Source organism: Vibrio sp. JPW-9-11-11 (assembly GCF_013369335.1).
GTDB lineage: Bacteria > Pseudomonadota > Gammaproteobacteria > Enterobacterales > Vibrionaceae > Vibrio.
This window is the reverse complement of the sequence record NZ_SZQJ01000001.1, coordinates 161,868-186,672: the sequence shown is the minus strand read 5'-3', so window position 1 is coordinate 186,672 and position 24,805 is coordinate 161,868. Positions and strand designations below refer to the sequence as shown.

25 protein-coding genes, 4 tRNA genes and 1 pseudogene are annotated in these 24,805 nt (G+C 47.9%); 9 read left to right on the top strand and 21 right to left on the bottom strand.

The window, feature by feature from the left end:
* The 5 genes from FCU94_RS00905 to FCU94_RS00885 all read right to left on the bottom strand — a co-directional run.
* Positions 1–249: GTP-binding protein (locus FCU94_RS00905; RefSeq protein ID WP_255199211.1), on the bottom strand; the 249-nt coding region annotated here is incomplete at its 3' end.
* 136 nt (positions 250–385) lie between these two features.
* Positions 386–461: transfer RNA gene (locus tag FCU94_RS00900), tRNA-Thr, on the bottom strand.
* A gap of 12 nt (positions 462–473) precedes the next feature.
* A tRNA-Gly gene (locus tag FCU94_RS00895) sits at positions 474–548 on the bottom strand.
* Positions 549–583: 35 nt separating this feature from the next.
* A tRNA-Tyr gene (locus tag FCU94_RS00890) sits at positions 584–668 on the bottom strand.
* Between the two features lie 35 nt (positions 669–703).
* Positions 704–779, bottom strand: a tRNA-Thr gene (locus tag FCU94_RS00885).
* Positions 780–984: 205 nt separating this feature from the next.
* Between FCU94_RS00885 and coaA the strand changes: the two genes are divergently transcribed.
* A complete protein-coding gene (coaA, locus tag FCU94_RS00880) occupies positions 985–1,908 on the top strand; it encodes a type I pantothenate kinase (protein WP_217906309.1) in 924 nt (307 codons plus the stop codon).
* A gap of 90 nt (positions 1,909–1,998) precedes the next feature.
* On the opposite strand, the gene FCU94_RS00875 is transcribed toward coaA, so the two are convergent.
* Both FCU94_RS00875 and FCU94_RS00870 read right to left on the bottom strand, forming a co-directional pair.
* The gene (locus FCU94_RS00875) at positions 1,999–2,424 is read right to left on the bottom strand and encodes a DUF805 domain-containing protein (protein ID WP_176286700.1); all 426 of its coding nucleotides are present in this window, start codon (positions 2,422–2,424) and stop codon (positions 1,999–2,001) included.
* A gap of 55 nt (positions 2,425–2,479) precedes the next feature.
* Positions 2,480–2,827: a 5-carboxymethyl-2-hydroxymuconate Delta-isomerase gene (locus FCU94_RS00870; protein ID WP_176286699.1), complete on the bottom strand. Its 348-nt coding sequence runs from the start codon at positions 2,825–2,827 to the stop codon at positions 2,480–2,482.
* Positions 2,828–3,097: 270 nt separating this feature from the next.
* Here FCU94_RS00870 and tpiA point away from each other — a divergent pair, with 270 nt between their 5' ends.
* Together tpiA and FCU94_RS00860 are read left to right on the top strand one after the other, a co-directional pair.
* A complete protein-coding gene (gene tpiA / locus FCU94_RS00865; protein ID WP_176286698.1) occupies positions 3,098–3,868 on the top strand; it encodes a triose-phosphate isomerase in 771 nt (256 codons plus the stop codon).
* 112 nt (positions 3,869–3,980) lie between these two features.
* Positions 3,981–5,324 (top strand): MATE family efflux transporter, encoded by a 1,344-nt coding sequence (locus FCU94_RS00860; protein WP_176286697.1) that lies wholly within the window; start codon positions 3,981–3,983, stop codon positions 5,322–5,324.
* A gap of 34 nt (positions 5,325–5,358) precedes the next feature.
* Here FCU94_RS00860 and rraA read toward each other — a convergent pair whose 3' ends face one another.
* The 3 genes from rraA to efp all read right to left on the bottom strand — a co-directional run bounded on the left by rraA (position 5,359) and on the right by efp (position 7,559).
* Positions 5,359–5,883, bottom strand: a complete 525-nt coding sequence (gene rraA, locus FCU94_RS00855; protein WP_176286696.1) for a ribonuclease E activity regulator RraA — start codon at positions 5,881–5,883, stop codon at positions 5,359–5,361.
* Positions 5,884–5,959: 76 nt separating this feature from the next.
* Positions 5,960–6,877, bottom strand: a complete 918-nt coding sequence (locus tag FCU94_RS00850; RefSeq protein ID WP_176286695.1) for a 1,4-dihydroxy-2-naphthoate polyprenyltransferase — start codon at positions 6,875–6,877, stop codon at positions 5,960–5,962.
* A gap of 115 nt (positions 6,878–6,992) precedes the next feature.
* Positions 6,993–7,559 (bottom strand): elongation factor P, encoded by a 567-nt coding sequence (gene efp, locus FCU94_RS00845; RefSeq protein ID WP_176286694.1) that lies wholly within the window; start codon positions 7,557–7,559, stop codon positions 6,993–6,995.
* A 32-nt stretch (positions 7,560–7,591) separates the two neighbouring features.
* Between efp and epmB the strand changes: the two genes are divergently transcribed.
* The 3 genes from epmB (at position 7,592) to FCU94_RS00830 (ending at position 10,735) form a co-directional block, all read left to right on the top strand.
* A complete protein-coding gene (gene epmB / locus FCU94_RS00840) occupies positions 7,592–8,614 on the top strand; it encodes an EF-P beta-lysylation protein EpmB (protein ID WP_176286693.1) in 1,023 nt (340 codons plus the stop codon).
* Between the two features lie 131 nt (positions 8,615–8,745).
* Positions 8,746–9,249: an MgtC/SapB family protein gene (locus tag FCU94_RS00835; protein WP_176286692.1), complete on the top strand. Its 504-nt coding sequence runs from the start codon at positions 8,746–8,748 to the stop codon at positions 9,247–9,249.
* Between the two features lie 160 nt (positions 9,250–9,409).
* The gene (locus tag FCU94_RS00830; RefSeq protein WP_176286691.1) at positions 9,410–10,735 is read left to right on the top strand and encodes an anaerobic C4-dicarboxylate transporter; all 1,326 of its coding nucleotides are present in this window, start codon (positions 9,410–9,412) and stop codon (positions 10,733–10,735) included.
* A 69-nt stretch (positions 10,736–10,804) separates the two neighbouring features.
* Here the strand turns inward: FCU94_RS00830 and pfkA are convergent, their stop codons facing one another.
* From pfkA to FCU94_RS00815, 3 genes are all read right to left on the bottom strand, one after another.
* Positions 10,805–11,767, bottom strand: a complete 963-nt coding sequence (pfkA, locus tag FCU94_RS00825) for a 6-phosphofructokinase (RefSeq protein ID WP_176286690.1) — start codon at positions 11,765–11,767, stop codon at positions 10,805–10,807.
* Positions 11,768–12,036: 269 nt separating this feature from the next.
* Positions 12,037–12,945: a CDF family cation-efflux transporter FieF gene (fieF, locus tag FCU94_RS00820; protein WP_176286689.1), complete on the bottom strand. Its 909-nt coding sequence runs from the start codon at positions 12,943–12,945 to the stop codon at positions 12,037–12,039.
* 102 nt (positions 12,946–13,047) lie between these two features.
* Complete coding sequence (locus FCU94_RS00815) at positions 13,048–13,557, bottom strand: CpxP family protein (RefSeq protein WP_176286688.1); 510 nt, start codon at positions 13,555–13,557, stop codon at positions 13,048–13,050.
* Positions 13,558–13,741: 184 nt separating this feature from the next.
* Here FCU94_RS00815 and FCU94_RS00810 point away from each other — a divergent pair, with 184 nt between their 5' ends.
* The 3 genes from FCU94_RS00810 (at position 13,742) to trmL (ending at position 16,564) form a co-directional block, all read left to right on the top strand.
* On the top strand, positions 13,742–14,428 hold the full coding sequence (locus FCU94_RS00810) for a response regulator (protein ID WP_176286687.1): 687 nt from the start codon (positions 13,742–13,744) through the stop codon (positions 14,426–14,428).
* Positions 14,428–15,840 (top strand): envelope stress sensor histidine kinase CpxA, encoded by a 1,413-nt coding sequence (cpxA, locus tag FCU94_RS00805; protein ID WP_176286686.1) that lies wholly within the window; start codon positions 14,428–14,430, stop codon positions 15,838–15,840. The genes FCU94_RS00810 and cpxA overlap by 1 nt, the downstream gene beginning before the upstream one ends.
* Before the next feature lie 247 nt (positions 15,841–16,087).
* Entirely contained in the window at positions 16,088–16,564 is a 477-nt protein-coding gene (trmL, locus tag FCU94_RS00800) for a tRNA (uridine(34)/cytosine(34)/5-carboxymethylaminomethyluridine(34)-2'-O)-methyltransferase TrmL (RefSeq protein WP_176286685.1), read from the top strand.
* Between the two features lie 63 nt (positions 16,565–16,627).
* Here trmL and trpS read toward each other — a convergent pair whose 3' ends face one another.
* The 8 genes and pseudogenes from trpS to FCU94_RS00760 all read right to left on the bottom strand — a co-directional run.
* Positions 16,628–17,665 (bottom strand): tryptophan--tRNA ligase, encoded by a 1,038-nt coding sequence (trpS, locus tag FCU94_RS00795; RefSeq protein WP_176286684.1) that lies wholly within the window; start codon positions 17,663–17,665, stop codon positions 16,628–16,630.
* A 113-nt stretch (positions 17,666–17,778) separates the two neighbouring features.
* Positions 17,779–18,459, bottom strand: coding sequence for a phosphoglycolate phosphatase (locus tag FCU94_RS00790; protein WP_176286683.1), 681 nt, complete (start codon positions 18,457–18,459; stop codon positions 17,779–17,781).
* Positions 18,460–18,464: 5 nt separating this feature from the next.
* Positions 18,465–19,136 carry a ribulose-phosphate 3-epimerase gene (gene rpe / locus FCU94_RS00785; protein WP_176286682.1) on the bottom strand — a complete coding sequence of 224 codons (672 nt, stop codon included), beginning with the start codon at positions 19,134–19,136 and terminating at the stop codon, positions 18,465–18,467.
* Positions 19,137–19,257: 121 nt separating this feature from the next.
* The gene (locus tag FCU94_RS00780) at positions 19,258–20,085 is read right to left on the bottom strand and encodes a Dam family site-specific DNA-(adenine-N6)-methyltransferase (protein ID WP_176286681.1); all 828 of its coding nucleotides are present in this window, start codon (positions 20,083–20,085) and stop codon (positions 19,258–19,260) included.
* A 100-nt stretch (positions 20,086–20,185) separates the two neighbouring features.
* Positions 20,186–21,670 carry an SPOR domain-containing protein gene (locus FCU94_RS00775; protein WP_176286680.1) on the bottom strand — a complete coding sequence of 495 codons (1,485 nt, stop codon included), beginning with the start codon at positions 21,668–21,670 and terminating at the stop codon, positions 20,186–20,188.
* 84 nt (positions 21,671–21,754) lie between these two features.
* Positions 21,755–22,843: a 3-dehydroquinate synthase gene (gene aroB, locus FCU94_RS00770; protein WP_176286679.1), complete on the bottom strand. Its 1,089-nt coding sequence runs from the start codon at positions 22,841–22,843 to the stop codon at positions 21,755–21,757.
* Between the two features lie 25 nt (positions 22,844–22,868).
* Positions 22,869–23,387, bottom strand: coding sequence for a shikimate kinase AroK (gene aroK, locus FCU94_RS00765; protein ID WP_176286678.1), 519 nt, complete (start codon positions 23,385–23,387; stop codon positions 22,869–22,871).
* A 266-nt stretch (positions 23,388–23,653) separates the two neighbouring features.
* Positions 23,654–24,643, bottom strand: a pseudogene (locus FCU94_RS00760) (type IV pilus secretin PilQ); the annotation flags it as partial.
* Positions 24,644–24,805: the final 162 nt, after the last annotated feature.

The following is a 24,805-nucleotide window of genomic DNA, read 5'->3' as shown; positions in this document are numbered from 1 at the left end:
TGGACAGTCAACGTGTGCGTAGTGGCGAGTTGGAGTATCGTACTCTACGTGAGAAGTTGCGATTGTGATACCGCGCTCACGCTCTTCTGGAGCGTTATCGATAGATGCGAAGTCTTTAGCTACACCGCCGTAAACTTTAGCAAGAGTAGTACAGATAGCTGCAGTTAGAGTTGTTTTACCGTGGTCAACGTGGCCGATAGTACCAACGTTTACGTGCGGTTTCGTACGTTCAAATTTTTCTTTAGACATGACTTGTCCCTCTAGGTACGGATTTAGGTGGCTTTGATGACCACGCAACCAAAAAAGTATTGGTGATAAACTTAATCTTAACAACTAAACCTAGTTCAGTTAAAAGAAAGTATCAAAAGGAAACTATGCTTAGAGCTGGTGCTGATAGGCAGACTCGAACTGCCGACCTCATCCTTACCAAGGATGCGCTCTACCACCTGAGCTATATCAGCACTCTAAATGAGTGGAGCGGGCAGCGGGAATCGAACCCGCATCATCAGCTTGGAAGGCTGAGGTAATAGCCATTATACGATGCCCGCAACACGTAACTCTGTGAGCTATTTCCTAAAGAATATGGTGGAGGGGGACGGATTCGAACCATCGAAGGCAGTGCCAGCAGATTTACAGTCTGATCCCTTTGGCCACTCGGGAACCCCTCCAAATTTTCATTCATTCTCACCACTAAGGGAGAGAATGGTGCCGACTACCGGAATCGAACTGGTGACCTACTGATTACAAGTCAGTTGCTCTACCTACTGAGCTAAGTCGGCATAAGTGGTGCGCATTCTATTGAATGATTTTCTGCCTTGCAATAGCAAATTTAAAAAAAAATCTCTTTTTCGACTGTTTAGAGTTATTTGTTGAAAATTCACCCAATTTGTCGCCTAAAAAGCACTTATGTCGACAATGTCATTTGCAATCTTGGTCGGTTGTTGTATTTTCGCTGCTCAACCGCGAAATCAAGTTAGGATGACTATGACCCCGTATTTCTCTTTTAATCGTCAACAATGGGCTGAATTACGCAATTCAGTCCCCATGACGTTATCCGAGTCTGATCTGGTCGAGCTACAAGGGGTCAACGAAAACCTAACCATGGATGAGGCGACTGAGATTTACCTGCCCCTTGCTCGTCTGCTCAATCTTTATGTTGCCGCCAGACAAAGCCGTAACACTGTATTGAATCGCTTCTTTGGTAACCAAGAATCGCCGCCACCTTTTATTATCGGTATCGCTGGCAGTGTCGCTGTGGGCAAAAGCACCACAGCACGACTACTTAGAGCCCTGCTCGCTCGGTGGGAAAATCACCCTAAAGTCGAACTGGTGACCACCGACGGTTTCCTTTACCCCAAACGGGTACTCGACGAACGCAACATAATGCATCGTAAAGGCTTTCCCGAGTCCTACGATATTAAGCGGTTGGTTGAGTTTGTTTCTGATGTCAAAGCCGGCAAGCCAAACCTTCAAGTCCCGGTTTATTCCCACATCACCTATGACATTACCGATGAAGTGAAAACCGTTGACCGCCCAGATGTTTTAATCATCGAAGGTCTCAACGTTTTGCAAAGTGGCATGGATTACCCCCACGACCCACACAGAGTGTTTGTGTCCGACTTTTTAGATTTTTCTCTTTACGTCGATGCTGATAGTGATGTGATTGAGCAATGGTATGTCGAGCGCTTTCTCAAGTTTCGCCAAGGGGCTTTTACTAAGCCAGGCTCGTACTTTAGCCATTACACTCAATTAAGCGAACAGCAAGCGATCGACAAAGCGCATGAAATTTGGCAATCCATCAATGGTGTCAATCTCGGGCACAATATACTGCCCACCAAAGGGCGTGCTCAGCTGATTTTGAAAAAAGGTCAAGATCATAAAGTGGAAGAAGTGTTACTGCGGAAATAACCAATTGATAAAAAGAGGGTTGGCACTGATGCCAACCCTCTTTTTAATGACTACTTCTAATGAAACGGCGCCAAAAAGTGCGATTTGTACCTATTGAGGCTCCGGCCCGTACTGGTTGTCACCACTGTTACCTTGTAAAAAACCACACTCCACTAAAATCCAAACTCCACAGATAATAGCGGCAAATGAACTCATGGTTTGCCACATGGTGGGCGGTACGCTTTGAGCCGCCTCGCCCACAGGCATTGTCATACGACCAATCACCAGAGGAATATTAAGTAGCAGCCACCAACTCGACTTGCCTCGGTCATGCCAACGCTTAGCCGTGATCGCCAAATCTGGCACTAGTACCACGAGCAAAAACACCGGTAACACTAAATGCGCTACCGACGCAAACAAAGTGTTTGCTCCCAGCGCAAAGCCTACGATGATAACGTAGTAAGTCACATTCCATATCCAGAATGTTTTACGTCCAATTCGCCCCTGAAACGAGAACAGTAATTCTTTAATCGACATCTTTAAACCTTAAAAAATACAATAAAAAAGTGTACTTCCTGTTGTAGGCAACAAGCTAATTGATCACTTTCTGAAAGCACTCTCTATCCATATCACGAATATTGATGGTTAGGCTGCGAACATGCCCTGCCTGTTGTTGGAGCACATCCATCAACTGACGCGAAAGCTCTCGCTTTTGCTCAGCGCTGCGACCATCGAGCAGTTCAAAACTGATATGGATAAAATCGACACTGTCGTTTTCCTCACCAATCAGCCAATTGTGGCAACGCAAAGCGCGCGATTTGACTGACCCCACATCAAACAGACCACATAGCAACGCCACTTGATGTAAGTCTTCCAACAGTCCTTGAACATTGACACGTTCATCAACGGAGTTGGAGTATTCCATGACTAGGTTGGGCATAGTATTCCTTAAATGTAAGAGAGTTTCACGAGAAAGGGGAACTGGACAACACTATTACCAATTTCTATGCTTAATTCCGAGCAACTTTCAGCCAATCTGTTCCATAGATCACTGATACGCCCTTGAATCACTTCATATATGAGGCATGACTGCTCCAACCAATAATGATATCCGGAGAAGACATGACGGTAATCATGATCTCACCTGTTTTATCTGTTATATTCTTACGAAGATTTTTTACATTAATTGATTAAATACGGAGATATTCCTATGCGTCGTCCTGTAGTGATGGGTAACTGGAAGCTTAACGGCAGCAAAGCAATGGTTAAAGAGCTGCTAACTGGTCTTAACGCTGAGCTTGAAGGCGTTGAAGGTGTTGACGTAGCCGTCGCTCCACCAGCGCTTTACATCGATCTAGCTGAGCGCGTCATCGCTGAAGGCGGTAACAAGATCATCCTAGGTGCACAAAACACTGACCTAAACAACAGCGGTGCGTTCACTGGCGACATGTCTCCAGAAATGCTGAAAGACTTCGGTGCTTCTCACATCATCATCGGTCACTCAGAGCGTCGTGAATACCACGAAGAGTCTGACGAGTTCATCGCGAAGAAATTCAACTTCCTAAAAGAGAACGGTCTGAAGCCTGTTTTCTGTATCGGTGAATCTGAAGCGCAAAACGAAGCAGGTGAAACTGAAGCAGTCTGTGCACGTCAAATCAACGCAGTTATCGACACTTACGGTGTTGAAGCGCTAAACGACGCAATCATCGCTTACGAACCAATCTGGGCTATCGGTACTGGTAAAGCAGCTACGGCTGAAGACGCACAGCGCATCCACGCTTCTATCCGCGCACTAATCGCGGCAAAAGATGAAGCAGTTGCAGCACAAGTTATCATCCAATACGGCGGCAGCGTTAAGCCTGAAAATGCGGAAGCTTACTTCTCTCAACCAGACATCGACGGCGCGCTAGTAGGCGGTGCTTCTCTGGATGCGAAGAGCTTTGCAGCGATTGCTAAGGCAGCGGCGGCAGCTAAAGCGTAATTTATTCTCTATGAATGAATAATCGAAAGGCCAGCACAAGCTGGCCTTTTTTGTGTCTGGAAAAGCAATGCAGTATCCTTAGCTTTTCCGCTATTAATATCAGTCGCACTTCATGCAGGATAAGCACGGCCTGTTAACGGGCTCCATTCCCTTAGTACTTCGTCAAATGACGGTACCGATGACCTTCGGTATGGTCGCGATTTTGCTATTTAATTTAGTTGATACCTTCTTTGTCTCTCTACTCGGCACCCAGGCCTTAGCCGCGATCAGTTACACCTTTCCGGTCACCTTTGCCGTTAACTGCATCACTATGGGTATTGGCATGGGGCTATCAACCAACATCGGCCGCCTACTTGGTCAAGGCCAGACTACCGACGCGGCACGTTTTTCGTCTCACGGCCTACTTTTAGCACTGCTGCTGGTGACGCTCGCCTCGTCACTCGGTTTAATCACTATCAAGCCGCTCTTTTTGGCGCTAGGGGCAGAGCCAGCACTGCTCCCACTCATTGAGCAGTACATGCTCATTTGGTATCTCACCATTCCTTTGCTGGTGATTCCCATGGCAGGAAACAGTGCGATTCGCGCAACAGGAGATACAAAAACACCAGCCAAGATCATGATGTTGGCTGGTATCATCAACGGCATTCTCGACCCACTGCTGATTTTTGGCTATGGTCCATTTCCCGAGCTTGGCATTCAAGGCGCCGCGATTGCCAGTGCCTTGAGTTGGCTTGGAGCATTATGTGGCTCTCTTTACGTATTAGCCAAACGCGACAAGCTTCTGGCTTTACCGAACCCAGCTCACTTAATGTCAGACTGGAAACAGATTTTAAAGATCGGCACCCCTGCCGCACTCTCCAACGCGCTGACGCCATTGTCTGGCGCTATTTTGATGATGATGCTTTCTGCCCACGGCACCGCCGCCGTTGCTGCCTATGGCGCAGCGCAACGTGTGGAATCGGTTTTAATTTTGGTACTAATGGCACTGACCTCCGCTCTTACGCCTTTTATTGCCCAGAACATGGGGGCTAAAAGCCCGGCGCGCAGCTTTGCCGGACTCTTTCTCAGCATGCGCTTTTCGCTGGTGTTTCAGCTAGGCATCTTCGTGATGATGGTCCCTCTAAGCATCCCTTTGGCGGCACTGTTTTCACAAGAGCAAGCGGTGAAAGACTTGCTTTGGCACTATCTGTTAGTGGTGCCTTTCAGTTACGGCTTCCAAGGAATAATGATGATGCTAGTGTCAGGGCTGAATGCTCTACATCAACCAATCAAAGCGTTTCAGTGGAGCTTTATGCGTCTGTTTCTCTTTACCATTCCCTGCGCCTGGATCGGTGGTCAGTGGTACGATATAGAGGGATTGTTTGTCGGGATTGCGCTAGGCAATATCTGTGGTGGGGTCTGTGGTTATCTATACGCGCTTAAACTCAGGCGTCACTATCTGACGCCTGCACAATAAAAAACAGCGACCTAATCGTCGCTGCTGATAAAGTTTAATCGGTGATTACCAGTTCGTCTTCTTCTTCAATTTCGAGGTCCACATCGAGTGGTTCTTGAGAGAGAATAACCCCTGTATTGTCGGCATAGAGGTAATCTTCGGGAAGGAAGGTGACCCCACCAAAGTTGACCGGGATGTCGACCTCTCCGATGCCTTGGCTTGTCGCCCCTACAGGTATCGATGCCAGCGCCTGAATGCCGATACTCATGTCTTCCAGTTCATCCACTTCACGGACACAACCATACACCACAATACCTTCCCACTCATTCTCTTCCGCGAGCGACGCCAATTCAGCATCAACGAGTGCTCGGCGAAGAGAGCCACCACCATCAATAAGCAACACACGCCCTAAACCGTCTTGCTCAAGGATTTCGCGTACTAAGCCGTTATCTTCAAAACACTTTACAGTAGTGATTTGGCCAGCGAACGATGCACATCCTCCAAAGTTACTGAACATGGGCTCAACCACATCCACTTGCTCTAAGTAGATGTCGCATAAGGCAGAGGTATTGTATTCCATAGTCGTGTTTCCCGTACCGTTCGTTATCTTAATCGAGTATATCGGGTGATTAAGTCATTGCAATGACATGCATCATTTAACTGACCAGAGTTTGAGCTATAACCACTCCAACAAACAACAAGTTAGTCACCATTGAGCATTTGACTACGACCGGCATCATCGGCGCAATCTGCGCGGGTTCTTCGGCAAGCCATACCGCCCTGCCATGCTTATAAGTCACCAGTAAACTCAGCAAAAAAGGCAAACTGACCCAAAGCGGGCTAGGTTGGGCAGCCAAATAGACGCTAAAGGCCAAGACGGCCCCCAACAACAACACAAAATGATACTGTTTGGCGCGCTGTTGCCCGAGGCGAACCGCAACGGTTTTTTTACCACACTGCTGGTCATTCTCGATATCACGCATGTTGTTGATATTGAGTACCGCCACCGCTAGCAGGCCACAGCCTACCGCAGGCAGTATCAAGGTGACATCAACCATACCCGTATGCAGAAAATAGGTTCCCGCCACGCCAAGTAAGCCAAAGAAGATAAACACTGAAATATCGCCTAGCCCGACGTAGCCATAGGGCTTATTGCCGACCGTATAAGCGATGGCCGCGACAATCGCAAGCACACCTAAACCGATAAAAGCCAGCATACTCTCGAGGCTTTCCAAGGCATACAAGACTAACGCAAGGCCAGACAATACCGTCAATAAGACGTTGATTATCATCGCCAGTTTCATATCTTGCGGAGACACAGCGCCGGACTGAATCGCACGTATCGGCCCTAGCCGCTTGTCGTTGTCAGTGCCTTTCAGCGCGTCACCATAATCATTGGCGAGATTTGAGAGGATCTGCAGTAACGTCGCTGTTAAAAATGCCAGTACCGACACCACCAAAGAGAAGCGATGCGTTGAGTACGCCAATACACTCCCGGTCAAAATCGAGACTAACGCCAGAGGCAAAGTTTTGGGGCGTGCGGCATCAAGCCAAATTCTAAAAGACTGTTTCATAGTTACTAGTTTAGAGGCCGAAGAGAGAATGTGAATTGTGGCACATCAAGCACTAAGCTGAAAAACAAAAAAGGCCACCGAAGTGACCTCTTAGTGAAACTAAGCGAAAGTCAGCTTATTTTACACGACCTACGTATTCGCCAGTACGTGTATCCACTTTAATCACTTCACCGATAGAGATGAACAGAGGAACACGAACGACCGCGCCCGTTGAAAGTGTTGCTGGCTTACCGCCTGTTCCTTGCGTATCACCTTTCAGACCAGGATCGGTATCAGTAACTTCTAGCTCTACAAAGTTTGGTGGCGTAACCACGATTGGGTTGCCATTCCACAGCGTCAGCATACAGGTGTTGTTTTCTACCAACCATTTCGCATTATCACCCACCGCTTTGACGTCTGCAGCGATTTGCTCGAATGTTTCATTATTCATAAAGTGGTAGAATTCGCCGTCGTTATAGAGATAATCTAGGTCGATATCCATGACGTCTGCAACTTCACACGTTTCGCCAGACTTAAAGGTTTTCTCTAGCACTTTACCAGAAAGAAGTTTACGAATTTTAACGCGGTTGAACGCTTGGCCTTTACCTGGTTTTACGTATTCGTTTTCTAGGATCACACAAGGCTCGTTATCCAACATTAGTTTCAAACCGCCTTTAAATTCATTGGTGCTAACAGTAGCCATTTTGTCCTCTTAAAATATTAGAGCTATATTGAATGCCGCATATCATAACCCGAAAAGTTGATTCTGTTGAGCAAAACTGGCTGCAACAGCTAGCGAATGCGATCTCTGATCCCGAAGCCTTGCTGAAACAGCTCGATATTGATCCTGCTCCATGGCGAGATGGATTCCAAGCACGCAAACTGTTTGCTCAGCGCGTACCACAAAGTTTTGTGGAGCGTATGGAAAAGGGCAATCCTTTTGATCCACTTTTGCGGCAAGTGTTACCGCTCAATGAAGAGTTTGAGGTACACGCTGGCTACTCAAACGATCCGCTCGAAGAACAAAACAACGCGATACCTGGATTGCTGCATAAATACCGCAATCGCGCGCTGATGATAGTTAAAGGTGGCTGCGCGATTAACTGCCGTTACTGCTTTCGCCGTCACTTTCCTTATCAGGACAACAAAGGCTCGAAAGCGGTTTGGCAACAAGGGCTAGACTATATTCGCCAGCACAGTGAAATTGATGAAATCATCCTCTCTGGCGGTGACCCGCTCATGGCCAAAGACCAAGAACTTGAATGGCTCGTCAACCAAATAGAGACCATTGAACACGTCAAGCGACTGCGTATTCACTCGCGCTTACCCGTGGTGATCCCAGCACGTGTCACGCCATCACTCTGCTCCATACTGGCAAACACCCGCTTACAAGTCATTATGGTGACTCATATCAACCACGCCAATGAGATCAATCAGACATTGCGAGACGGGTTAGCACAACTGAAACGCCACGGTGTGACACTCCTCAATCAGGGCGTGATGCTCAAAGGCGTTAATGACAGTGTTGAAGCGCAACTGACACTGAGCTTGGCACTATTTGAAGCGGGAGTCATGCCCTACTACATGCATGTGCTTGATAAAGTGCAAGGCGCCGCCCACTTTTTCATTTCTGATCAGCAAGCGAGAGCGATTATGACGGGCGTACTTGAGCAAACCTCGGGGTACTTAGTGCCCAAACTGACCCGGGAAATCGGCGGGCGGGCGAGCAAAACCCCACTCGATCTGCACTTGGAGTAACTGACAGTACCAGGGGTTGCACAAGCCAAACTCAATCCGGCTTTGATTACCAATCGTGACCATTAAGGCAAAAATGATTTGTTCGCACACAACACGCTTTGTGTGCATACTCCGCGCTTTTGGAGGTCACTATGCAAGCACATTTCGCCCAACTGCTCGATTTGGGTCCCTTTAGCTGGCCAGCGCTTCTGTGCTGCGCCGTCAATGGTATTTTACTCGGTGTAGAGAGGCAAACTCGAGGTAAACCGGTCGGAATCCGTACCTCTATCTTGATCATTTCTGGCACTTATTTCTTTATGTCGATGGCGGTTTCACTGTCACCCAACACTTTAGATCAGGCGCGGGTGCTCGGTCAGATCATTACCGGGGTTGGCTTCTTGGGCGCAGGGGTGATGATGACGCTGGAAGGCAAGATCCATGGTGTGACTTCGGCAGCGATTATTTGGGTGCTGGCGGCATTGGGTATGATGATCGGGCTCGGTTATCTGCAGCAATCTGTCATCATCACTTTGCTGGCACTATCAGTGCTACTTGGTGTTGATCGTGCAGAAAACCACATCAAAGCGCTACGCCGTGGTGTACACCAGAAATTCCAGAGTCGTAAAATCTCGCGCCATGTATCGAGAGTCGATTAAAAGGTACGACGTATCAATACCTTGCTGTTAATTTTTGATTCTCGACAAAGAAAGAGCGGATAATCTTTTTTACACCTTAGATAAGCATATTACTTCACATTTCGACCTGCCTACTTTGGAGTAGCATAACGGCAAACTCTAACAATAGGCAGGACTGATTATGTTCTATGTACACATGCTACTGCTGCTGGCAATTATCTTTATCGGTATTCGTCACGGTGGTATTGCTTTTGGTTTACTCGGCGGTTTAGGGGTTTCGATTCTCGCTTTTGTTTTTGGTATCGCACCAGGAACACCACCAATTAGCGTCATGCTGATCATTCTCGCGGTTGTTGCTGCATCCGCCACGCTAGAGGCAACCGGTGGTCTTAAATTGCTGGTCAGATTTGCTGAACGCCTGCTACGTAAACATCCAAGTCAAATCGTTTTCTTAGGCCCTCTTTGTACCTACTCGCTCACTGTTCTAGTCGGCACCGGACACTCGGTTTATCCGCTCTTGCCCGTTATTTATGACGTCGCTTACAAGAAAGGTATCCGTCCTGAAAGACCGATGGCGATGTCGACCGTGGCGTCTCAAATGGGTATTACTGCCAGTCCAATTGCAGCAGCGGCAGCTGTAGTTATGGCCACCGCCGCAGATAACAGTTTAGATATCAGCTTGGTTAACGTGTTATTAGTCACGATCCCGGCGACACTAATTGGCGTTTTGGTGGGTTGTTTATGGAGCCTAAAACGCGGTAAAGAGCTAGACCAAGATCCCGCGTTTATCGAGCGTTGCCAAGATCCAGAGTTCAAAGCTCAGTTGATAGATGCAGCAAGCGAAGAAGACAAGGATCCAAGCCACGAAGGCGTTGCTAAAAAAGGCCTAGCTATCTTCCTAGCGGGTATCGCAACGGTGATTTTTGTTGCAATGTTTGGCAAAGACTTAGGTCTACTTCCTAGTGGCGTTAAGATGTCGGTGGCGATTCAGTTCCTGATGCTGTCAGTGGGGGCGCTAATTTTGCTCACCACCAAAGTCGAGCCGAAGAAGATCGTTCATAGTAATGTCTTTATTGCTGGCATGACCGCCGTTGTGATCATCTTTGGTATTGCCTGGATGAGCGACACCATCATCAGCTTCCACAAGCCCTACCTGATTAGCTTAGTTAGCGATATCGTCGCCGCCCATCCATGGACATTTGCTATTGCCATGTTTGTGGTGTCGGTCTTCTTGAAGAGCCAAGCGGCCGTGTTAACCATCATGTTGCCACTAGGCTTCGCGATGGGGATTCCGGCTCCGGTACTCATCGGGGTATTACCCGCTTGCTACGCCTACTTCTTCTTTCCTTTTTATCCGAGTGACCTGGCCGCGATTACATTTGACCGCTCAGGTACCACTCAGATTGGTAAGTACGTACTGAACCATAGTTTCATACTACCGGGCTTTATTGGCGTCGTCACCGCCACCACAGTGGGTTATATACTCTCAACAATGATCGTCAATTAATCCATGCTAAAAACAAAAAGCCAGTTGGTCTCCCAACTGGCTTTTTTAATGACTCTAAAATGAAAGCGTTTAGAACAGCTCTTCTGCAACCTTGTATAGGTCTTCACGTACCGGACGTTTCATGTTCTCAATCGCATCAATGATATCGTGATGAACCAATTGCTCTTTCTGGATACCGACACAACGACCGCCATGACCTTCCATCAGCAAATGTACTGCATAGTTGCCCATGCGTGACGCTAATACGCGGTCAAACGCCGTAGGACGACCACCACGCTGAATGTGACCAAGAACCGTCGCGCGAGTCTCACGACCTGTCGCCGCTTCAATTTCTTTCGCCAGCTCGTTAGCATCCATCATTAACTCAGTAAGCGCAATGATCGCGTGCTTCTTACCTTTCGCAATACCATCTTGGATATTGCCAATCAGCTTCTCTTTATCCAGACCGGTTTCTGGAGTGATGATGTACTCACAACCACCTGCGATTGCAGACATAAGAGTAAGATCGCCACAGTGGCGGCCCATAATTTCAACAATAGAGATACGCTGATGAGAAGATGAAGTATCACGTAGACGGTCGATAGCATCAATAACCGTGTTTAGAGCGGTTAAGTAACCAATCGTGTAATCGGTACCCGCAATGTCGTTATCAATCGTGCCTGGCAAACCGATACACGGGTAACCCATTTCGGTAAGCTTCTTTGCCCCCATGTAAGAGCCGTCACCACCGATAACCACAAGCGCTTCAATGCCATGTTTCTGGAGGTTTTCGATCGCTTTTTGACGCACTTCCACTTCTTTAAATTCAGGGAAACGTGCCGAACCTAGGAAAGTACCACCTTTGTTGATCACATCAGAAACGCTTGAACGATCCAGTTGTTGAATACGGTCTTCGTATAAGCCTAAATAGCCGTCGAATACACCGAACACCTCTAAACCTTCAGACAGTGCTGTGCGCACTACACCGCGTACAGCTGCGTTCATACCTGGTGCGTCACCGCCACTTGTCAAGACACCGATCTTCTTAATCATGCTCACCCTCGATATTTGGGAATCTTATTTCAATTTTTACGTTAGCCGCTTACACACAAGCCACCAACAAAATTCCTTTAATTGTGCAATATGTTACCTTTCCCACTAAGGAATACTAGATTTATTTGCACCAAAATATGTAACTTTTCTACTTATGTAAGAGTATTACAGCTTTGCCCGTTTACTTAATTGATACATATCAGGAACCGAGTTAAAAGTACTAACGCTGAAAAGATAGTCAATAAGTCACGCTTTGTCGCGACTCATGATTACCAATCTTGCGCCTTCTGTTTTTTTTCTGCTCCCAGCACCACGGAGTAAGGGTCTTGATGAATGAGTACATCTGAACCCGGGAACAGTTCAAGCAGTTTATCCTCAACGTCGTCAGATATTCGATGCGCCTCAAGCAACGGAATTTTATCTTCGAGCTCTAAATGCAACTGAATAAAACGAGTGGGTCCAGACATGCGAGTTCGTAGCTGATGCACGCCTAACACACCTTCGACTTGAAGACACGTTTCACGAATATCTCGCAACTCACTATCGGGCAGTTTTCGGTCAAGCAAGGTTTGTGTCGCCTCTTTGACCATTTTGAATGCACTGAGCAGAATAAAAATACCGATACCGACAGCAAAAACGGCATCGGCTTGAGTGATACCAAACCAACTCAAGCCTAGTGCCAACATGATCGCCCCGTTCATAAATAAATCAGACTGATAGTGCAGCGAATCTGCTGCAATCGCCTGGCTGCCGGTTTTCTTCACCACGTGCTTTTGAAATGTCACTAAGCCTAAAGTCACCACAAGGGCAAACAAGCTGACATACACCCCATACTCTGGGGATTGAAGTTCATGGGGTTTAAACAAGCGTTCAATACCGTTGAGGATCAAAAACACCGCCGAGCCAGAGATAAACATCGCTTGAGCCAACGCGGCGAGGGACTCAGCCTTACCATGGCCGAAGGTATGCTCTCGGTCTGCTGGCTGCAGGGCGTAACGGACCACCACCAAATTGACCAAGGAGGCGGCAATATCGAGCATCGAATCAATCAAGGAGGCCAATAAGCTCACCGACCCCGTTGTCCACCACGCTCCCACTTTCACAACCAGCAGTAGCGTGGCGACAATTGTCGCGGTCCACGCAGCCAAAGTGACTAAGCGCGCATATTCTTGTTTCATAGAACTTTGAAAAATAGACAAACGTGGCCTAAGTATAACCCGTCAGCCGATTAATAAAAATGGCGACCCTAAGGTCGCCACTTTGCAAATCAAAACAATTAATTACGCGTCGTTGTTATTGAAGCGTTGTTGCATTTTCTCTGCGCATTTACCCATTCGCTCTTGCTGCAGTTCAGTAAACTTCGCTTTCTGTTCAGGTGTCAGAACACTCATCATTTGATGTTGCTTTTCAAGCATTTTCACTTTGTGTTCAGTCTGTTGCTCTACCATCTCTTTCGCGAGTTCATTCGCCGCGGCTTGGTCAAAGTTATCGGCTAACATCAGTTGCTGTATCTGCGCTTGATGCGCTTCTCTTTGTGCTTGTCGAGTTTGAAAGCTTTGCTTAAACTCAGCTTGCATTGCTTGTTTACCTTCGCTGCGCATCTGTTTCAATTGTTGTTGCTGCGCATCGGTCAGGTCGAGTTGGCGCATCATGCCACGCTCGAAACCGCCACCACATTCGCCTGGGCCACCACGCTTATGGTCTTTACCACCAAATGCGTATGCACTAGCGGTACCTAGTGCCAGAGGAAGAACAGCGGCGGCTAATACTACTTTTTTTGCTAATTTCATAATCGAACCCTTCAAATTTGTCTGTTGAATGAGCTGTCTTCACAGCGCTTGAGTGTAGAATACGACTTGTTATGTAAAGCAACGTTTAATGAGCGTAAAGAATCGTAAAGAGAGCTATTAAGGCTAAATCAAGCACTCTTTTCACAGTAAACTGTTGATGATCGAATTAGCGAGAGAGTCTACTATGGCCCATATATTATTGATTGATGACGATACCGAGCTAACCGCGCTGCTTAACGAGGTCCTTTCATTTGAGGGATTTGAGGTATCTGAAGCTAATGATGGTGAACAAGGCTTAGCGATGCTCAGTGACAGCATCGACCTGATTCTACTCGATGTGATGATGCCCAAACTCAACGGCATGGAAACCCTCAAACGGTTGCGTGAGACCTGGCAAACCCCGGTACTGATGCTGACCGCGAAAGGGGAAGAAATTGACCGCGTGATAGGGCTTGAGCTTGGAGCCGATGACTACCTTCCCAAACCTTTCAGCGACCGTGAGCTGCTGGCAAGAATCCGAGCCATACTAAGACGAACGCAAACCTCTAAAACCAATAAGCACAGTGACGGTATTGTCTATCAGGATATTCACATCTATCCGGGTAAACAGGAAGCGTATTGCCAAGGTGAACTCATCGAACTGACCACCACGGAGTTTGCACTACTGAGCCACTTTGTCCAAAATCCAGGTCAAACCTTAACGAAAGAGGTGCTCAGTCTCGACGTGCTCGGTAAGAGACTTGCCGCTTTCGACCGTGCGATTGATATGCATGTGTCTAATTTACGTAAAAAGCTACCTGAGCGAGCCGACGGAAAGCCCCGAATTAAAACGCTACGTGGTCGCGGCTACCTACTGGTCGAGGAAATTTGATGCGTTTGCCTAAAATCACCAGTCTCTACGGGCGTATTTTTGCCATCTTTTGGCTCACCATGTTGTTGGTGTTGTTCGCCGTTTTATTACTGCCCCATCTAGATCCACGCAAAGCGCGAGATATTCCCAGTGACCACTTTCAGCGTCTAGAGGAGGTAAAAAGCAGCATTGAATCCCGCTATGCCAATGAAAGTAATCTAGCGCGAATACTCGTTCAGCTAGAAGGTCCAAGGCGCTCAGGTCGAGATGACCGCCATAACCGCGATGATCGACCAAGCTTTATGATGACCGATCTAGAAGGCAACATTATCACCATCAACGAGCGCAAAGATTTCCGCTACCGTGCGCTACAAAACTTTATAACCAGCGTCGACTTACTCGGCCCACCGAAACAGAAACTCTATGGACAGTATATGTTGGCCGGTCCGCTACCGATTAAGTTGGCCGAGCAAGAACTGTTGTTCTACGTTGGCGTCAAATGGAATCAACCTCCACCGTTTTTGCTCAGGATGTTTGATAAACCATTTCAGTTGCTGTTTGCTGTCATGTTGGTCAGCACTCCGCTACTGCTTTGGCTGGCTTGGGCACTCAGTCAGCCCGCACGCAAACTCGAGCGAGCCGCTCAACGAGTCGCAAAGGGCGAATTTGTGGCCGATCCCGAACTGGAAAAAGGCACCAGCGAATTTCGTCAAGCCGGTGCGAGCTTCAACCAGATGGTCGAGGCAGTAAATCAAATGATTGGAGGCCAGCAGCGACTGCTGTCTGATATCTCTCATGAACTGCGCTCGCCACTGACCAGACTCAGAATGGCCAACGCCCTGGCCACACGTAAACAAGGAGAGAGCCCTGAGTTAACTCGAATCGACACCGAAGCGCAGCGTTTAGAGCAGATGATCGCTGAGCTGCTCGAGCTATCTCGCATGCAAGTGGATAGCCACCAAACTCGAGAGCAGCAACCGATGAGCAGTTTGTGGGAAGCGATTTTATCCGACGCTCAGTTCGAAGCCGAGCAAGTCAATAAAACCCTGACCTACACACCGATTCCCGAGCGCGCTATTTCGGGCAACCCCAAACTGCTGATGAGTGCACTCGACAATGTTGTACGCAACGCAATTTGCTACAGTCAGGATCGAGTCCAAGTCGAGTTTATTGAATCAGACCAACAGGTCGTGATCCATGTCGACGATAATGGGGAAGGCGTAGCAGAACACGAACTTGATGCTATCTTTAGGCCTTTCTACCGCGTTTCAACCGCGCGTGACAGGCACAGCGGCGGGACGGGACTAGGGTTAACCATCACCGAAAATGCCATTCGCCAACATTGTGGCCACATCAGCGCGAGTCGGAGCCCACTTGGCGGTCTGCGAGTCGAAATCAAGTTGCCGCTCATACCAAACGGGATAAATAGGTGAGCAGATAATTGCCCAGGAAAAATCGCTCAGAGCAAGGCATAGATTGCAGCTAGCTCGTTGACCTACCTACAAAATCTATAACGACGCTGTCAGTGATTTTAACCAGCAAGAATGAACAGGTATTTATGCTGTTTGGTATCAATGCCCATAGCGATAGTTAAAGCGCTAGAGAACACTTGGCGGTGTTGGTTTACCGCCTTATACCTTATACTTAGCGGCCTCAACTCCTAACCAAAAGAAGCACATTATGTTTGATATTGCGCTGTATGAGCCTGAAATCGCACCCAACACCGGGAATATTATCCGTTTGTGTGCCAACTGTGGGGCTAACTTGCATCTCATTGAACCACTAGGGTTCGACTTAGAAGAGAAAAAGGTCCGTCGCGCGGGCCTTGATTATCACGATTTAGCACGAGTTACTCGACATAAAAGCTATCAAGCCTTTCTGGATTACTTAGCCGCAGAGCGAGAAACGTATCGCATTTTCGCCTGCACCACTAAAACCACTGGTCACCATGTCGATGCGGCATTCCAAAAAGGCGACGTACTGCTATTTGGTCCGGAAACCCGCGGTTTACCCGCCGAGTTGATTGAAAGCATGCCCATGGAGCAGCGTATTCGCATTCCAATGATGCCAGACGCGCGCAGCCTTAACTTGTCGAATGCGGTAGCGATTATTGCTTTTGAAGCTTGGCGTCAAATGGGATTTGCAGGCGCCCAATAATATCGCAAAACGAAAAAGCGGACTCCAAAGAGTCCGCTTTTATTCTCTTCAACAGAGAGTGACTTATGGGCGAGCGACAAACCCAACCGCTTGGTAAGCTTTCTTGAGTGTTTCCGCTGCACGAGCCGAGGCTTTTTCTGCGCCCTGCTTCATCACTTGATCCATGTATGCACGGTCTTCACGAATGCGATGGTATTCCGCTTGGATAGGCTCTAGCATGGCAACCACGGCTTCACCGACGTCTTTCTTAAATGGACCATACATTTCTACGCCTTGGTACTGAGCTTCAATCTCTTCAAAGCTCTTACCCGTCGCCGCTGAATAGAGTCCCATTAGGTTCGAGATACCCGCTTTACTATCCCAGTCGTGGGCAATACGTGGTGGTGTCTCAGTATCGGTTTGCGCTTTGTTGATCTTCTTGATGATCGACTTAGGCTCTTCCAGCAGAGTAATCACGTTCTTACGGTTATCGTCAGACTTAGACATCTTCTTAGTCGCATCTTGCAAGCTCATGACACGCGCATTGACCGTTGGAATGTACGGCTCTGGTACTTGAAAGATTGGCTGCTCTGGCGAGTAGATGTTGTTAAAGCGGTTAGCTACATCACGCGCGAGCTCTAAGTGCTGCTTCTGGTCACTGCCTACTGGCACTTGGTGCGCACCGTAGAGTAGGATATCGGCTGCCATTAGCACTGGGTAGTCAAACAAACCTACGTTCACATCACCGAATTGGCTCGACGCGTCTTTCGAGTAGCGTGCTGACTTGTCTTTAAACTGAGTCATACGGCTCAGTTCACCCATCTGGGTATAGCAGTTAAGAAGCCAACCAAGTTGAGCATGCTCTGGTACGTGTGACTGAACAAAAAGCGTGCTCTTTTGCGGATCAACACCAACTGCGAGACAAATTGCCAAGGCATCAAGTGTGGCTTCATGCAGCGCTTTAGGATCTTGGCGAACCGTAATCGCGTGCAGGTCAACCACACAGTACTGGCAATCATAATCGTCTTGCATCTGCTGCCATTGACGTAGAGCACCCAAGTAGTTACCGATACTTAGTTCACCTGACGGTTGAACACCACTCAATACAATGGGTTTGCTCATTAGAATGATTCCTTTGACTTCTTAAGATTAATAGTAAAAAACCGCGCTGCTCGGTGCGCGCGGTTTCCTCAGTGTACTCATTAACGAGTATTTTGGAAGATCTTTTGTCGCCGTTAGGCGCAAACCGCGACGGCATCGACCAGTTCAGCAATGCTATCGGCGACAAAGTCTGGCTGTGAATCAGCGATCGGCTCACCGTGGTTGTAGCCGTAAGTCAGACCAAACGAACGACAACCGGCATTTTTCGCCGCTTTAATGTCGTTGCTCGAGTCCCCGACCATCAGCATTTCACTTGGCTGACAATCGTGCTTTTCAAGCAACCAGTTGAGTGCCATCGGGTTGGGTTTTTTCTCAGCGAAAGTATCGCCACCAATCACATCAGAAAAGTATTGGTCAATGCCGTGTTTAGCAAGCACATCCGGCACGAACTTCGACGGTTTATTGGTCACTAAGGCAAGCGTAAAACCCGCCTGGTGGAGTTCGGCCAAAGTCTCTTTCACCGCTGGATAAAGGTGACTCAGCTTGTGGCCACTTTGCTCATAGTAATCGTCGAACAGCTGACGCGCTTTGGTCAGTAATTCAGGGGACAAGCTTGGGTCGACGGTTAAGCTGCGGCTCAGCGAGCGGCCAATCAACACGTCGGCGCCATTGCCAACGTAATCCCGCACCTGCTGCTCTGAAACTGCTGGGTACCCTAGCGCTTGAGCGGCTTGATCCGCAGCAATGGCGAGATCAGGCACACTATCAAGCAGCGTGCCGTCCAAATCAAAAGCGATTAGTTTTATATTACTCATTGATACTATTTTACCTGTGCCAACTGCTCACGCATTTGGTCAATCACTTGTTTGTAATCCGGTTGATTGAAGATAGCCGAACCCGCGACAAACATATCCGCGCCCGCTTCAGCGATCTCTTTGATGTTATCCACTTTAACGCCACCATCGATTTCTAGACGAATATCGCGACCCGATTCATCAATCATCTTGCGTACAGCGCGTAGCTTATCAAGAGTCTTTGGAATGAAAGACTGCCCACCGAAACCTGGGTTAACCGACATCAGTAGAATCATGTCTACTTTATCCATGATGAACTCAAGATGTGACAGAGGCGTGGCTGGGTTAAGCACAACACCCGCTTTACAGCCGTGCTCTTTGATCAGTTGCAAGGTACGGTCAACGTGTTCTGAAGCTTCAATGTGGAAGGTGATCATAGACGCCCCCGCTTTGGCGAAATCCGGGATAATGCGATCGACCGGTTTGACCATCAGGTGAACATCAATTGGTGCGGTAATACCATAATCACGCAGAGCCTGACAAATGGGTGCACCAAAAGTCAGGTTAGGCACATAGTGGTTGTCCATCACATCAAAGTGAACCACGTCCGCTCCCGCTGCGAGAACTTTCTCCACATCCTCGCCAAGGCGAGCCATATCCGCAGACAGAATTGATGGAGCGATAAGGAAATCTTTCATACCTGACCTCTAGTAATAATTGGCTTCATTGCACACAACACAGACACTCTATACAGAGTATTTTGCGCGCAATTCTACCTAAGCTAGCGGGAAGAATATAGCCAAGCGTGAGGAAATGTGATTATTTGTCGTCTGCGGGCTTAAATAGTGCGAGAAGTTCATCGACTTTGTTGCGCCCGGCACCGTTACGACTGATAGTCCGTTTCACTTTGACCACATTCAGTTCAGCGCCATGATAGAGACGACGGGTTAAGGTGGTATCGTGGTTAGAGATCAATACCGGAATACTCCGCTGCTGCGCGGCTTTTTCCGCCACATCAGCCAGCGCGGCTTGGTCATCTAAACTGAAGCCATTCCCAGCATAGGAAGTAAAGTTAGCGGTGGTCGACAACGGGGCATAAGGCGGGTCGCAGTACACCACACATCCCTTGCGCGCACGTTTAAACGTCTCATGATACCCTTCACAAACAAAAGTTGCTCTTTTGGCTTTCTCTGCGAAAAACTCCAGCTCAGCCTCAGGAAAGTAGGGTTTCTTGTACGAACCGAAAGGAACGTTAAAGCCGCCTTTTTTGTTGTAACGACACAAACCATTGAAGCCAAAACGGTTCATATAGAGGAAAGCGAGCGAACGATACATCACGTCATCGGTTGCATTGAACTGGGCACGAATATCTAAGTAGGCTTCTTTGCGGTTGTTGTCGGTACAAAACCAACGCTTCGCTTCTGAGATATACTGTTGTGGATTCTGCTTAAGCAGATTGTAGAGATTGATTAAATCTGGGTTGATGTCCGCCAATAAATACTGTTCATAGTCGGTATTCAGAAACACCGAACCAGCGCCTACGAACGGTTCCACCAGCTTACGAGCCTCTGGCAAGTGACGCTGAATATCTTCGACAAGTCCGTATTTTCCACCTGCCCATTTCAGGAAGGCCCGCTGCTTCTTCATTTATTGCTCTATTTATCAACCACAAATTAAGGCTGCGGAATGTAACATATTTTGCGACGAATCTCAGGCTATTTTCCGCAGCCGTTAGGATTTGGCACGCTTACTCGACCCGGTCGATCTCCCGCTGAACCTGACTGAGAGATTTTGCCCAAGGTTCTAACTGCTGTAGTTGCGCAGAAAGGCCTTGCACGGCATCACGGGCGACTTGGATAGTAGGATAGTTTTGGTAAGTGATGATGTACCAATCCACTTGATTGCGCACGGTTGGATAAACAAACACTTGGTTGGCAAGCTGGTATTGATCAATAAATGCCTGTACCTCTTCTAGCGACTGGACCGCCGCTAACTGCAAGGTGTAGCTACGCGGCGAAAAACTCTTCAACTCGTCTTTAGTAAAGGAAAACTGAATCACCACAGGTTGTGCCGCGGCTGAGGTTTCGGCTGGCGTTTGTGCGTCCGGCTCAGGGAGAGGGTCTGCTTGCATTGACTGTTCGACCACGTCATCAATCGCACTGGTATCGGCTTGTTCAGCTTTGCCCTCTAGCAACGCGTCGACGACATCCGACGTAATCACAACGCGCTGTTGGTCATCGTCGGTATTGCCAACACTCTCAACTTGCTCAGTAACATCAGGGGGCAGAGCCAGCGAGTCATCTTCTGCGTTTGACAGTGTTGGGTCGACCACTTCAGGGGGCTCGATAATTTTCGCCTCTTGCTCCTCAGTTGGCGTGACCTCTGGCAGAGTTGGGATCACGGTTTGCTCGAGAGTTTGATTAATCTGTTCAGCGGTTTCGTCAGGCGAAGGCTGTGACATCATCCACCAATACCCCCCACCGATCGCCAACAACAAAACCAGCACTAACAGTGCAATGTTGATGGGTGAACCCACAATTGAGCGGATAATAATCCTTTTTTCCACTTTCTGATCCCCTAACGCCATAATTTCGCCCGGACTACGAGCCACGGTACGATACGCATTGCGTACTCGTTTTTCCATGTCATCTTCGACAAAACGAATCACCAAATGTTCAAAAAAACGATCCGCTTCATCTTGACTAAGTGATTCAATTTCAAGGTCTATTGGCTTGTGCTCTTGTCCATAGCTCAAGCGCGTGAGTAAGGCTTCAAGACTGTTTGATTGGGCGAACAACAACACATTCACCGTCCAACGCGGTTGCAACTGAGCTTCAAGCACCAACATCCATAGTTCGGAAATAAACGACTCCGTCAACAAATGCGCGTCGTCGACGACAATCAGAACATCACAGCTCTCCCCTTCCATCAAACGAGAGAAAGATTCGGCTAGAGAATCGGCGGGATTAAACAGCGACTCAGAAAGGAGCTGACTGAGGATCGTTGAGCGGCGTTGCTCATCATTTTGATTGGGATAACACAACAGCAAGGATTGGTTCTTATCTTGCGCCCACGCTTCAAGATAGTGCTGAGCAAGCCAGGTTTTCCCTGCCCCATTTGCACCACCGATAGTGACCAGATTTGAGCCGAAATTGGTTAGCAATCGCAAACGTTCGAGCAATTCGACTTGTGAATCTAACTCCAACACGCGTGGACCATGCGCAAAACTCATTGCGTTACCCTAATGACAAAACAGCAATAGCAAACTGGCTCGCAACAAACTCACGAGCACAGCTTGATAATGCAGACAATAAGATTAAAGATCGCGTCCGAAATCGATGGCTTGTTCGATCACCGACTCAGGCACGCCTTTCACTACGTCTGCCGACCCAATACTTGTCGGCAATACCAATCGCAACTCACCAGACAACACTTTTTTATCGCGCATCATATGTTTGATAAAATCGGCAAACGACATCTGCTGTGGTGTATGAACCGGAAGCTGCGCTCTTTTCAGTATAGAGATAATTCTTTCAACTTGCTGCTCAGTGATAAGCCCTTGAAGCTGAGCCGTTTTTGCTGCCATGACTGTGCCAGAAGCAACCGCCTCACCGTGCAGCCAATTACCATAACCCAACTCAGCTTCAATCGCATGGCCAAATGTATGACCTAGGTTCAGCAATGCGCGAATGCCTGACTCTTTTTCATCTTGCGCCACGACTTCTGCTTTAATTTGGCAACAGCGGGCTATCGCATAGGTGAGCGACTGTTCATCGAGTTGGTAGAGCTTATCAAGGTTTTGTTCTAACCAGTCAAAGAACTCGGCATCGTAGATAATGCCATACTTGATCACTTCTGCGATACCGGCCGCAAACTCGCGCTTTGGTAGAGTTTTCAAACAATCGGTATCAATGACCACCGCTTTGGGCTGATAAAAAGCACCAATCATATTCTTACCAAGCGGGTGGTTGACGGCGGTTTTCCCCCCGACTGAAGAGTCGACTTGAGAGAGCAATGTGGTCGGAATCTGGATGAAGTCGACACCACGTTGGTAACAGGCGGCAGAGAAACCGACTAAGTCGCCAATAACACCGCCACCGAGGGCAATCACAACCACATCGCGAGCAAAGTTCCCTTCCAATAAGTAACTCATTACCGTATTGAAGGTGTCGAGTGATTTGTATTGTTCACCGTCAGGCAGTTCCAGTAACGAGGATTCACAACCGAGTTGGTTAAGTAGAGAAAGGATTTTGTCAGCGTAAAGTGGCGCAACAGTGACATTAGAAATCACCACCACTTTTTGTTTCTGCGCTAAGAAAGAAAGGTGGGCCGGATCATTAAATAATCCGGCGCCAATTGAGATTGGATAGCTACGCTCATCTAAGCTGACCGTAATCCGTTCCATGGGTATTCTCCAATTGCTAAAAGTCTTAACGTTCTTCTAGCATTTTTACGATCTGGTTGGCTACCACTTTTGCACTTTGATCGTCTGTACGTACTGTGTAATCCGCAATTTCTTCGTAAAGTGGGTTGCGTTGTTCAGCCAGAGCTTCTAACACTTCACGTGGATTATCAGTTTGTAGCAATGGACGCTTCTTGTCGCGATTGGTTCGAGCAAGTTGTTTTTCAATCGTTGTTTCTAGGTAAACAACGATACCGCGTGCAGAAAGGCGATTGCGGTTCTCTTTGCTCATGATTGAACCACCACCCGTCGCAAGAACGATGCCTTGCTCTTCGGTCAGGTCGTTAATCACTTTTTCCTCGCGAATACGGAAGCCTTCTTCACCCTCGACGTCAAATACCCAAGCGATATCTGCGCCAGTGCGCTCTTCAATTACGGTATCCGAGTCAACAAACTCCATATGAAGCTGTTGAGCTAAATGTCTACCAATTGTGCTTTTGCCGGCACCCATAGGGCCAACAAGGAAAATATTGCGTTTCTCAGCCATGTTTAGCAGTAATTTACAACGTTAATTCAATGACATCGCCACAAGAAAAGCCGGTCTAAAACCAGCAATGGAGATGCTTGTGGCACCTATTCCTCACAGATAATTCGTGATAAGACCCGAAATTATCTAGATAAGGTGACAGTAATGCAAATTTATTTTCATTTACTAGGGTCTGTTGACCTTTCGCGGTTAAATTTTGTTCGAGATAGAATCGTCTTAGGCGCGGCAAAAATCAGCTCGAAAGGTCAACAGACCCTAATCATGTCTTACTCAATGATGACTTTAGGAGTCACGAAAACCACCAGCTCACGCTTGCCGATTTTTTGGTAAGTTCGGCGAAATAAACCACCAAGCAATGGAATATCGCCGAGTAATGGCACTTTGTCGACACTGTCGATCACGCTGTGCTGGAAAATACCCCCCAACACGATTGTTTGCCCACTGTCGACCAAAACTTGTGTGCCTATGCGTTGAGTGTCGATCGCCACCGCTTCGCCTGTCCCCGTGTTCACCACGTCACCAGGTCGATCTTGAGTCACGTTGAGGTCAAGGATAACTTGGTTGTTGGGGGTAATTTGCGGTGTGACTTTCAGACTCAACACCGCTTTTTTAAACGCGACACTGGTTTCTCCGCTCGAGGAAGATTCTAGATAAGGAATCTCCGTCCCTTGCTCGATGAACGCCGCTTGCTTATGCGTGGTCATTAAGCTCGGACTCGAAATCACCTCAGCTTTTGACTCACGCTGCAATGCAGACAGCTCCAGATCCAAGAGCGTATCGGATCCGAGCTTGGCGACTTGAAAAGCAATCGAAGATGCATTGATTGCCTGCGCCGCGAGATTGATGTTTAACTGCTGATCAATCGTTGCAGCGTCGAGGTTAAGGTCTTCAATCGAGCCCCCAATGTGACCATGGCGCCCGGAGTGACTAATTCCCCAACGTACCCCAATCGCTTCTAAGTTTCCCTGATTGATGGTGACAATACGCGCTTCGATTTGCACCTGTTTGACGGGGACATCCAACATGGACAACATGTCTCGTACCGCAGCGATGTTGGCAGGCAAGTCACGAAGCAAAATAACATTGGTTCGTTTATCCACGCTGACAACCCCTTGTTCAGAGAGTAAACCAAAGCCTTGATCGCCTCGCAGTACCTGCGCCAATTCAGTGGCATCAGCGTATTGCAATGCAATCAGCTCCGTGGTGAGTTCGCCCAAAAGTGAAACTTTAGGTACTTGCGGGATTGCCATATTCTCATCGTGTTGAACCTGGTGCGGTAAACTCGGCTGCTCTTTCGCTGTATTGACGGAATCTTGCCAAGTAAAAGGATCCCGAAGCTGTTCAAAGGTGTGGGGCGATTGTTCTAACTCAGCGCTATGTGCTATCCCACTTAGGGCCAAGCACCCTACAATTAAGCC

Excerpts from the sequence above, each read along its gene's own strand:
- FCU94_RS00780 (WP_176286681.1), bottom strand. The coding sequence starts at position 20,085 with ATGAAGAAGCAGCGGGCCTTCCTGAAATGGGCAGGTGGAAAATACGGA.
- epmB (WP_176286693.1), top strand. The coding sequence starts at position 7,592 with ATGCCGCATATCATAACCCGAAAAGTTGATTCTGTTGAGCAAAACTGG.
- FCU94_RS00810 (WP_176286687.1), top strand. The coding sequence starts at position 13,742 with ATGGCCCATATATTATTGATTGATGACGATACCGAGCTAACCGCGCTG.
- aroB (WP_176286679.1), bottom strand. The coding sequence starts at position 22,843 with ATGGAACGGATTACGGTCAGCTTAGATGAGCGTAGCTATCCAATCTCA.
- trpS (WP_176286684.1), bottom strand. The coding sequence starts at position 17,665 with ATGAGCAAACCCATTGTATTGAGTGGTGTTCAACCGTCAGGTGAACTA.
- FCU94_RS00775 (WP_176286680.1), bottom strand. The coding sequence starts at position 21,670 with ATGAGTTTTGCGCATGGTCCACGCGTGTTGGAGTTAGATTCACAAGTC.
- rraA (WP_176286696.1), bottom strand. The coding sequence starts at position 5,883 with ATGGAATACAATACCTCTGCCTTATGCGACATCTACTTAGAGCAAGTG.
- fieF (WP_176286689.1), bottom strand. The coding sequence starts at position 12,945 with ATGAAACAAGAATATGCGCGCTTAGTCACTTTGGCTGCGTGGACCGCG.
- FCU94_RS00870 (WP_176286699.1), bottom strand. The coding sequence starts at position 2,827 with ATGCCCAACCTAGTCATGGAATACTCCAACTCCGTTGATGAACGTGTC.
- FCU94_RS00875 (WP_176286700.1), bottom strand. The coding sequence starts at position 2,424 with ATGTCGATTAAAGAATTACTGTTCTCGTTTCAGGGGCGAATTGGACGT.
- coaA (WP_217906309.1), top strand. The coding sequence starts at position 985 with ATGACCCCGTATTTCTCTTTTAATCGTCAACAATGGGCTGAATTACGC.
- FCU94_RS00815 (WP_176286688.1), bottom strand. The coding sequence starts at position 13,557 with ATGAAATTAGCAAAAAAAGTAGTATTAGCCGCCGCTGTTCTTCCTCTG.
- pfkA (WP_176286690.1), bottom strand. The coding sequence starts at position 11,767 with ATGATTAAGAAGATCGGTGTCTTGACAAGTGGCGGTGACGCACCAGGT.
- FCU94_RS00860 (WP_176286697.1), top strand. The coding sequence starts at position 3,981 with ATGCAGGATAAGCACGGCCTGTTAACGGGCTCCATTCCCTTAGTACTT.
- rpe (WP_176286682.1), bottom strand. The coding sequence starts at position 19,136 with ATGAAAGATTTCCTTATCGCTCCATCAATTCTGTCTGCGGATATGGCT.
- trmL (WP_176286685.1), top strand. The coding sequence starts at position 16,088 with ATGTTTGATATTGCGCTGTATGAGCCTGAAATCGCACCCAACACCGGG.
- FCU94_RS00830 (WP_176286691.1), top strand. The coding sequence starts at position 9,410 with ATGTTCTATGTACACATGCTACTGCTGCTGGCAATTATCTTTATCGGT.
- FCU94_RS00835 (WP_176286692.1), top strand. The coding sequence starts at position 8,746 with ATGCAAGCACATTTCGCCCAACTGCTCGATTTGGGTCCCTTTAGCTGG.
- tpiA (WP_176286698.1), top strand. The coding sequence starts at position 3,098 with ATGCGTCGTCCTGTAGTGATGGGTAACTGGAAGCTTAACGGCAGCAAA.
- cpxA (WP_176286686.1), top strand. The coding sequence starts at position 14,428 with ATGCGTTTGCCTAAAATCACCAGTCTCTACGGGCGTATTTTTGCCATC.
- FCU94_RS00790 (WP_176286683.1), bottom strand. The coding sequence starts at position 18,459 with ATGAGTAATATAAAACTAATCGCTTTTGATTTGGACGGCACGCTGCTT.
- FCU94_RS00850 (WP_176286695.1), bottom strand. The coding sequence starts at position 6,877 with ATGAAACAGTCTTTTAGAATTTGGCTTGATGCCGCACGCCCCAAAACT.
- aroK (WP_176286678.1), bottom strand. The coding sequence starts at position 23,387 with ATGGCTGAGAAACGCAATATTTTCCTTGTTGGCCCTATGGGTGCCGGC.
- efp (WP_176286694.1), bottom strand. The coding sequence starts at position 7,559 with ATGGCTACTGTTAGCACCAATGAATTTAAAGGCGGTTTGAAACTAATG.